General features: G+C 41.3%; 8 protein-coding genes. 3 read left to right on the top strand and 5 right to left on the bottom strand.

What is annotated here, in order from left to right; translation table 11 throughout:
- Positions 1-29 precede the first annotated feature (29 nt).
- The 4 genes from QZ995_RS11515 to QZ995_RS11500 form a co-directional block, all read right to left on the bottom strand.
- On the bottom strand, positions 30-449 hold the full coding sequence (locus QZ995_RS11515) for a FeoB-associated Cys-rich membrane protein (RefSeq protein ID WP_301806820.1): 420 nt from the start codon (positions 447-449) through the stop codon (positions 30-32).
- 78 nt (positions 450-527) lie between these two features.
- Positions 528-944: a glycosyltransferase gene (locus QZ995_RS11510; RefSeq protein WP_301806835.1), complete on the bottom strand. Its 417-nt coding sequence runs from the start codon at positions 942-944 to the stop codon at positions 528-530.
- 144 nt (positions 945-1,088) lie between these two features.
- Positions 1,089-1,292: a hypothetical protein gene (locus QZ995_RS11505; protein WP_301806817.1), complete on the bottom strand. Its 204-nt coding sequence runs from the start codon at positions 1,290-1,292 to the stop codon at positions 1,089-1,091.
- Positions 1,273-1,824: a hypothetical protein gene (locus tag QZ995_RS11500; RefSeq protein WP_301806815.1), complete on the bottom strand. Its 552-nt coding sequence runs from the start codon at positions 1,822-1,824 to the stop codon at positions 1,273-1,275. The genes QZ995_RS11505 and QZ995_RS11500 overlap by 20 nt, the downstream gene beginning before the upstream one ends.
- Before the next feature lie 336 nt (positions 1,825-2,160).
- Here QZ995_RS11500 and corA point away from each other — a divergent pair, with 336 nt between their 5' ends.
- The 3 genes from corA (at position 2,161) to QZ995_RS11485 (ending at position 5,957) form a co-directional block, all read left to right on the top strand.
- Positions 2,161-3,096, top strand: a complete 936-nt coding sequence (gene corA / locus QZ995_RS11495; RefSeq protein WP_301806812.1) for a magnesium/cobalt transporter CorA — start codon at positions 2,161-2,163, stop codon at positions 3,094-3,096.
- A 162-nt stretch (positions 3,097-3,258) separates the two neighbouring features.
- Positions 3,259-4,458: an FAD/NAD(P)-binding oxidoreductase gene (locus QZ995_RS11490; RefSeq protein WP_301806809.1), complete on the top strand. Its 1,200-nt coding sequence runs from the start codon at positions 3,259-3,261 to the stop codon at positions 4,456-4,458.
- 53 nt (positions 4,459-4,511) lie between these two features.
- Positions 4,512-5,957, top strand: coding sequence for an MBL fold metallo-hydrolase (locus QZ995_RS11485; RefSeq protein WP_301806806.1), 1,446 nt, complete (start codon positions 4,512-4,514; stop codon positions 5,955-5,957).
- Between the two features lie 25 nt (positions 5,958-5,982).
- Here QZ995_RS11485 and QZ995_RS11480 read toward each other — a convergent pair whose 3' ends face one another.
- Positions 5,983-7,074 (bottom strand): HD-GYP domain-containing protein, encoded by a 1,092-nt coding sequence (locus tag QZ995_RS11480; protein ID WP_301806805.1) that lies wholly within the window; start codon positions 7,072-7,074, stop codon positions 5,983-5,985.
- Positions 7,075-7,248: the final 174 nt, after the last annotated feature.

Here is a 7,248-nt window from a genome sequence, read left to right as displayed (position 1 = left end):
GTAACAGAAGCAGGAGCCTTTTTTCATGGCTATTTCTTTTTCGAATTTCGTCTTAATCGAGTCAGACTTTGACCACTTTTTCCTGTCATATCAGTCCCTTGCTTTTGATCCATATTTTCCAATCGACGTTTTCTTTTCCACGAGCGTATCAGGATAAAGAGAACGATCAGAACCGTTATGGCAAAAACGATCACTGCCATCATTGCCTGGCCTTCCATTGTACCTGCATATTCATACAAGCCCTTTACCTTGTTTGCCAGTCGAGATTTGAGCGGAATAGCTTCCTCGCCTGTCAGATGCAGTAGTGCTATATTACCGTTCGTGGTTAAAATAGCAGCCTCTTCTGTAGATTCTGCCGGTATTTTTTGAGGATCTCCCATAGCTGGTATTGCCTCTACCAGCCCAAACGATTTTTCTCGCAACAGAACGTTTTTTAACTGAATCAGCATTCCGTGAATCACTTAAATAAATCCATAATTGCGAATACGTGAAATACATCAGCATTACAGTAAATAAATTTGCCCAGGTTAACTCGGTTTTATCAATTCCAAGGTAACCATAATTTCAACAATAAACAGTAAGTAAGCAAGTACCCAGATGATAAAATAGGGTCCCTCCACAGTTAAATTCACTACCCCCAGAAGGGACAGAATAAAAATAGCGTCAGAAATGAGCACTCCACATAAAAACAAAAAGTACGCAAAGAAAAAATAACAAATATCAAACATAATTCGTTTGTTTTTGAGTGAGAAAATCATTCGAATGAACTTGATTACTACGTAGCTATTGCCCCTGACCCATCTTGTCCGTTGTTTTAGCCAAACATCCCAGGTCTTCGGTTCCTGCTCCCAGGTAACGGCAATCGGCATAAAACAGATTTTCTTTCCTGATTCATAAATGCGAATGCTAAGCTCTGTATCCTCATAGCAAGTAAACTTTCTAATTGATCAAAGGAAAAGGCCTGTAATGTGCACACATCTAGATATCCTCCCTCAAATTGCACTGCTTTTTTCCTAATGTCACTTGGTGCATATGAATCGTAGAAATACCGGCCTTTTCTGCATACAAAGCAGTAATAAGCTGTTCGCTCATATTAGCTGAAACAGCAGTTGTCTGTAATACAGGATCTCGAACATATATACCCTCGTTGGGAGATACGCGAGTGCATACAGCCCATTCGTTTGCTCAGCCTGCTCCAACAGCTTTTTCATTTGTTCATAAATAGGTACATTTTCTAGAATCTCATCCGCCAGCTTCTTTAAAGCAGACAAATTAGCATACCGAATTTGCACAGTAGAAGCCACTTTGCCGCTTTGTCTTATCAGCGTAATCAAACAACCATTTCCCGTCGCTATTAGTTGCAAGCAGTCCTTTGGCAAGGCGTATCCCTAAATCATAGGCTTGTTCATTGTCAAATCGCTGCGCCCCATCTAACATTGCCTCAATGATGCGCAAATCATCTACACTGCTGTTCACCATGTTATGACCTGTCCTTGGATAGACACAGGCAATGAAATCATATTCCACGAATCGGTGCTGCAAGAGCTTCAGTTGTTGCTCGAATAAAGCTTTATTCCGAGAAGCAACAGCATATTTTAGCAGTAATCCCACTGATTCTGAGATAACAGCATGCCCCTTCGTTTCATCAGAGCTCTCTAAATAATTGGTATGGATTCCTCCTTCTGGACTTGCCATATGCTTTTGGATGAAGTTAAACAATTTCTGTTCTGCTGCACTGCCGAAAGTCGCGGGCTCAGCAAGTGTGATCGGAACGCCCGGCTCGTCTTGTCGGTTAACCCTTTCGACAAAAAAAGAGAGGAACAAAATCAAAATCGCTAAAATACCAAATGCAACTATCTCTTTCCTACACTACTTTATTCCCCTGCTTTTTCTCGACCACTTTCCGATTTAACCAATCCATTTTGCGTTTATATATGAATAATATGCATGTTCTTTGATTGAAAAATTATCCTGGATTTATCTGTTAAAAACGCTATAAAAACATAACAATCTTGCTGTGTGAAAATAGCCTCTGCAAGCGATTTTAACCTATTTACCTAAGGGTAAATGTTGGTAATAAATTTAGTAAATCAAGGTTATCCGACATACGGGATATACTAGTGGTATCTGTGAGAATAGAAGATCGAGGAGGGGTACACATTGAAAATCTATTTAATTGAGAATGGAACCATGACACCGGTTGAAGACATAGAAATAACAATACGCCCACCTGCTAACGGTTTCTATTGGATACAAGCACGTTTATTTGATCTGGACATCTTGCAGCAGTTGTTTCATTTGCATCCATTGGCTATTGAAGATTGCATTGATGAAGAGGAACAGCGCCCTAAGCTTGAGGTCAACCATGACCATTACTTTATCGTAAGCAATAGCATTCAGTTTCAGAATGAGGATATATTTCTGCGAGAAGTGAATATCTTTCTCGGAGGGCATTATGTCATTACGGTCAGTAAATTTGAAATAGATGAGATTCGTGTTTTTCCCTCCATTATTCGTGAAGAAGAAATTCATTCGTCCGATTACTTCCTATATTTTTTTATGGATCAGCTCATTGAAAGCTACTTTGATGTGATGGAAGAAATTCAAGACCTGATTGAAAATTTAGAGGAGCAGGTTTTACTCAAAGCGAAAAACACTCATCTTTCTCAAATTGTTGGGCTACGCCGAGAAATTCTGTATGCCAAAAAGATGATGGCCCCACAGCGTGATCTCATTCTTGCCCTGCAAACGAAGGAGCTATCGCTGATTTCTCCTAACCTACGTAAATATTTCATTGATATTCATGAAAATGCCGTGAAGATTGTGGAGAATTTTGAAACATTTCGAGAGCTAATTGGCAACGTTCGAGAAGCCTATCAGTCCTCGGTTTCCAATCGAACCAACGAGATTATGCGCATTTTTACAGCACTGACCACCATTTTCATGCCTTTAACGGTTGTGACAGGCATTTATGGAATGAACTTTGATGTAATGCCAGAACTACATACCAACTACGGCTATTTTATTGTCTTGATTATCATGTTCACATTGGCAACTACAATGTATGTTATTTTTAAAAAAAGGGATTGGTTATGATTGGGAAAAGGTCTATAATTTAGAATAAGAGGTATCTTTAACAAAATATGGTGCTTACATATCTCCTCGCAATTGAAAGGGTTTTCTTTTCTTTTTGACATTTTTTCTTTCTTCATCTTACTCACGATTGATAGTCTTTATATGGCTGAAAGGGGAATGGAGATGTCAAATATCCGCAAATTTTGTGTTGTCATTGTAGGTGGCGGTAGCGCCGGCATTATGGTTGCGGCCCGATTATTGCGCGCACGCCCCTCTCTTCGCGGAAGCATTGCAATCATTGATCCTTCTGATAAACACTACTATCAGCCCTTGTGGACGCTGGTAGGAGCAGGTGTTGTATCAAAGGAAAAAACAGAACGTGAGGAAGCCTCCCTGATTCCTAAGGGAGCGACTTGGATCAAGGAGTCTATCAAATCCTTTTTTCCAGAAATGAATCAAGTGTGTACAGCACAAGGTGAAAAGATTCAATATGACTATTTGGTCGTATCCGCCGGGATTGAGATAGGCTGGGACAAAATTAAAGGGCTCCCAGAGGCAATTGGAAAAGGCGGAGTATGTAGTAATTATTCTTATGAGCATGTTTCGTATACGTGGGAATGTCTGCGTACTTTTTCAGGAGGCACTGCCATTTTTACTCACCCAAATACACCGATTAAATGCGGGGGCGCTCCCCAAAAAATCATGTATTTAGCGGATGATCATATGCGGAAGACAAAGGTACGCTCCCATTCCCAGATTATTTTTGCTTCAGCAAATGCGAGTATTTTTGCCGTTAAAAAATATGCAGATTCCTTACAGAATGTTATTAACAGAAAAAATATTCACACCAATTTCAGATGGAACTTGATAGAGATTCTTTCAGAAAAGAAAGAAGCTTTATTTGTTCATCTTGATACAAAAGAGTTACATACCCTTTCCTATGACATGCTGCACGTGGTGCCCCCTATGTTTCCCCCCCGTTTTATTCGAGAAAGCCCTTTAGCAGACGAGGCTGGCTGGGTAGAAATTGATGCAGCTACACTACAGCATAGACGCTACCCAAACATTTTTTCTCTGGGAGATTGTAGTAACCTTCCTACTTCTAAGACTGGGGCTGCTATTCGAAAACAAGCGCCTGTGCTCGTGGCCAATCTATTGGCTGTCATGGATCAGCAAACCTTATCCGCTCGATATGATGGATATACGTCTTGCCCATTAGTAACAGGCTATAATCGCTTGATCCTAGCAGAATTTGATTACAAGCTAGAACCCCGCGAAACGTTTCCCTTTGATCAAGCAAAGGAAAGATATAGCATGTATCGAGTAAAAAAGGATTTGCTTCCTCTCCTTTACTGGCGAGCAATGATGAAAGGGCGAATGTAACCCTTGTTCCATCCATACTTCATGTTAAAAAATAAAAGGAGGAACGATCATTCATGTTATTACGTTACTTTTATCATGAACCATTAGCTCAAGCTTCCTATCTTGTAGGCTGTCAACGAACTGGTGAAGCCGTCGTCATTGATCCGCAAAGAGACATTACAGCTTATTTGCGTATTGCCCAACAGGAGGGTCTGCGTATTGTAGGAGCATTGGAAACTCATATCCATGCCGACTTTGTATCCGGAGCAAGAGAGCTCGCCCATCGGACTCAGGCTACTCTTTATCTTTCAGGAGAAGGGGGACCTGACTGGCAATATGTGGGACTCGATGGTGTCGCCCATCAAATTGTCCATGAGGGAGATACCTTGTCCGTAGGAAATCTCCGTTTAGAAGTTATGCACACGCCAGGACATACACCGGAGAGTCTGTCCTTTTTATTAAAAGACTGTGGTATAACAGGGTCACAGCCCATCGGAGTATTTACAGGAGATTTTGTGTTTGTTGGTGACGTAGGGCGACCTGACCTGCTCGAAAAGGCCGCTGGACAAACAGGTACTGCTGAGATCGGAGCACGTCAAATGTATCAATCTCTTCAACGCTTTAAAGAATGGGAGGACTATCTGCAAATTTGGCCGGGTCATGGAGCGGGAAGTGCCTGCGGAAAGGCATTAGGTGCCGTTCCCTCATCTACGGTAGGATATGAAAAGCGCTATAACCATGCCCTGTCCTTCACAGAAGAAGAAAAATTCGTCACTTGGCTGTTAGACGGTCAGCCAGAGCCCCCCCGCTACTTCTCTCGAATGAAACAGGTTAATAAACAAGGAGCAGCCTTGTTAGCTGATATTCCTCGTCCTAAAGAATTACAGATGGATCGGGAAGTGCTGCAAGAAATACTAGCTAGTGAAGCAATCCTCTTAGATACTCGTCTTGCCTCAGCATTTGCCCACAGCCATTTGAGCGGTTCTCTATCCATCCCCCATCAGCGTAGCTTCTGTACCTGGGCTGGTTGGTTAATTGATGAACAAAGTCCCTTATATGTCCTTGGAAATAAAGAAGATCACCAACAAATTTTATCTGATTTAAGAGCGGTTGGAATTGACCATATCTTAGCGATAGGTGATAGTAATGAAATTCAAAAAAACATCGATCTGGCCCCCCTGCTAAAAGACATGAAGGAAATGGACGTTATGACAGCCACTTCCCTTGTCTATCAGCAGGACGTCACCTTGCTCGATGTTCGCAATTCATCTGAATGGCTTGAGGGCCATCTTCCACATGCTGTTCATATTCCACTCGGCTCTCTGCAGGAGCGACTGAATGAGATTCCTAAAGATAAACCTATACTTGTCCAGTGTCGTTCCGGCGCTCGCTCTGCCATAGCGGTCAGCCTTTTAGAATCGAAAGGCTTTGAGAATTTGATTAATTTAGAAGGTGGAATCCTCGCCTGGAATCAGGCTGGACTCGAAACAATAAGCAACCCAGCTAATGTAACCATCTAAGCTCGCTTTCTCAAAAATAAACCGATTAGCTAAGCGGCTCACAATCAGAAATGACTAGACTTAACTCGGTAGTTAAATCAATTTCAAATGGATTTATCTTTTCATGTGCCTCATTTTCTAAAATTCGTACAACCGGTCTGGAGGGAAATCCCGGATTATTTTTAATAATAACACCGGAGATACCAGAGCTTAAGGTGACCCCCAGTCCAACTGGATAAATAGAGATTGCATTGCGGAATTTTTCCAAAACATTATTACAAAATTGCGTGCCTGATCCTGCAAACAACAGCTCAGTAGCATCATGCGGCAGCATCGGCTTACGATAAACCCGATGACTTGTTAAAGCATCAAACACGTCACATACAGCTAAAATTTTTGCATATGGATGAATTTCCGCTTCTTTTAATTGACGGGGGTAACCGCTCCCGTCAATTCTTTCATGATGCTGAAATGCGCAATGTGCAGCTAGTAACGGAATTCCGATTTGTTTTCTTAATAATTCAAATCCGATTACGGTGTGCTGCTTGATAATTTCATACTCCTCATCAGTCAAACGCCCCGGCTTGTTTAATATTTCAGGCGGAATCATCATTTTACCTACATCATGTAAAATAGCCCCTAAGGCTAGATCAGCAATTTCCTTATCATTTAACCCCATTTTTAAGCCGACTGATACAGTATAAATTGTTACGTTAAAGGAATGGACAAACACGTAGGAATCGACACCACACACCGTTCCTAGTAAATTCATTGCTGAATGATTGTTTTTTAATTCATGAATAAGATTCATGAGCACGCCTCGAACACGCAGTCCCATTTTTTCTGCCGCAAACACTTGTCTAAATTTTTTAGGATCTTCACGAAAGGTTTCAAACGACTTGTGGATAAATCCCATCGCTTCCCGTCGTGTCTCATCGGAGATTATATCATCTATAAGAATGTCAGCGGTATCATCATCCCCAATATAAATGGAATGAATATTCATTTCTGCTAAACGTGCGATCATTCTCTGGGTAAGTGTAACGCCGTTTCCCACTAAGATTGTACCATTACTATTGTAGATACTTCGTGCAAGCTTCATGCCTGTTTCACAGCGGGTGATGGACAATAATCGCATTAGTTTTTTTCCAAGCCTTTCCTAGTACTAGTACCATTATACCTATTAGTAATTTCGTCAAAAAGAAGGATTGATTTTACTATTGTTGTCTAATAAAGAGAAGTTTGGCTAAGGCTGTTGAGCTTGTCCACCATCGCAAACCTCCTAGTCCGTGAGGCATTAGGAGGCTTTTAC

This window comes from Brevibacillus laterosporus (assembly GCF_030489605.1).
GTDB classification, from domain to species: Bacteria; Bacillota; Bacilli; order Brevibacillales; family Brevibacillaceae; genus Brevibacillus_B; species Brevibacillus_B laterosporus_E.
Note: the sequence above shows the minus strand (reverse complement) of the source record. Positions and strands in the feature narration are given on the sequence as shown.

Excerpts from the sequence above, each read along its gene's own strand:
- QZ995_RS11515 (WP_301806820.1), bottom strand. The coding sequence starts at position 449 with ATGCTGATTCAGTTAAAAAACGTTCTGTTGCGAGAAAAATCGTTTGGG.
- QZ995_RS11490 (WP_301806809.1), top strand. The coding sequence starts at position 3,259 with ATGTCAAATATCCGCAAATTTTGTGTTGTCATTGTAGGTGGCGGTAGC.
- QZ995_RS11485 (WP_301806806.1), top strand. The coding sequence starts at position 4,512 with ATGTTATTACGTTACTTTTATCATGAACCATTAGCTCAAGCTTCCTAT.
- QZ995_RS11480 (WP_301806805.1), bottom strand. The coding sequence starts at position 7,074 with ATGCGATTATTGTCCATCACCCGCTGTGAAACAGGCATGAAGCTTGCA.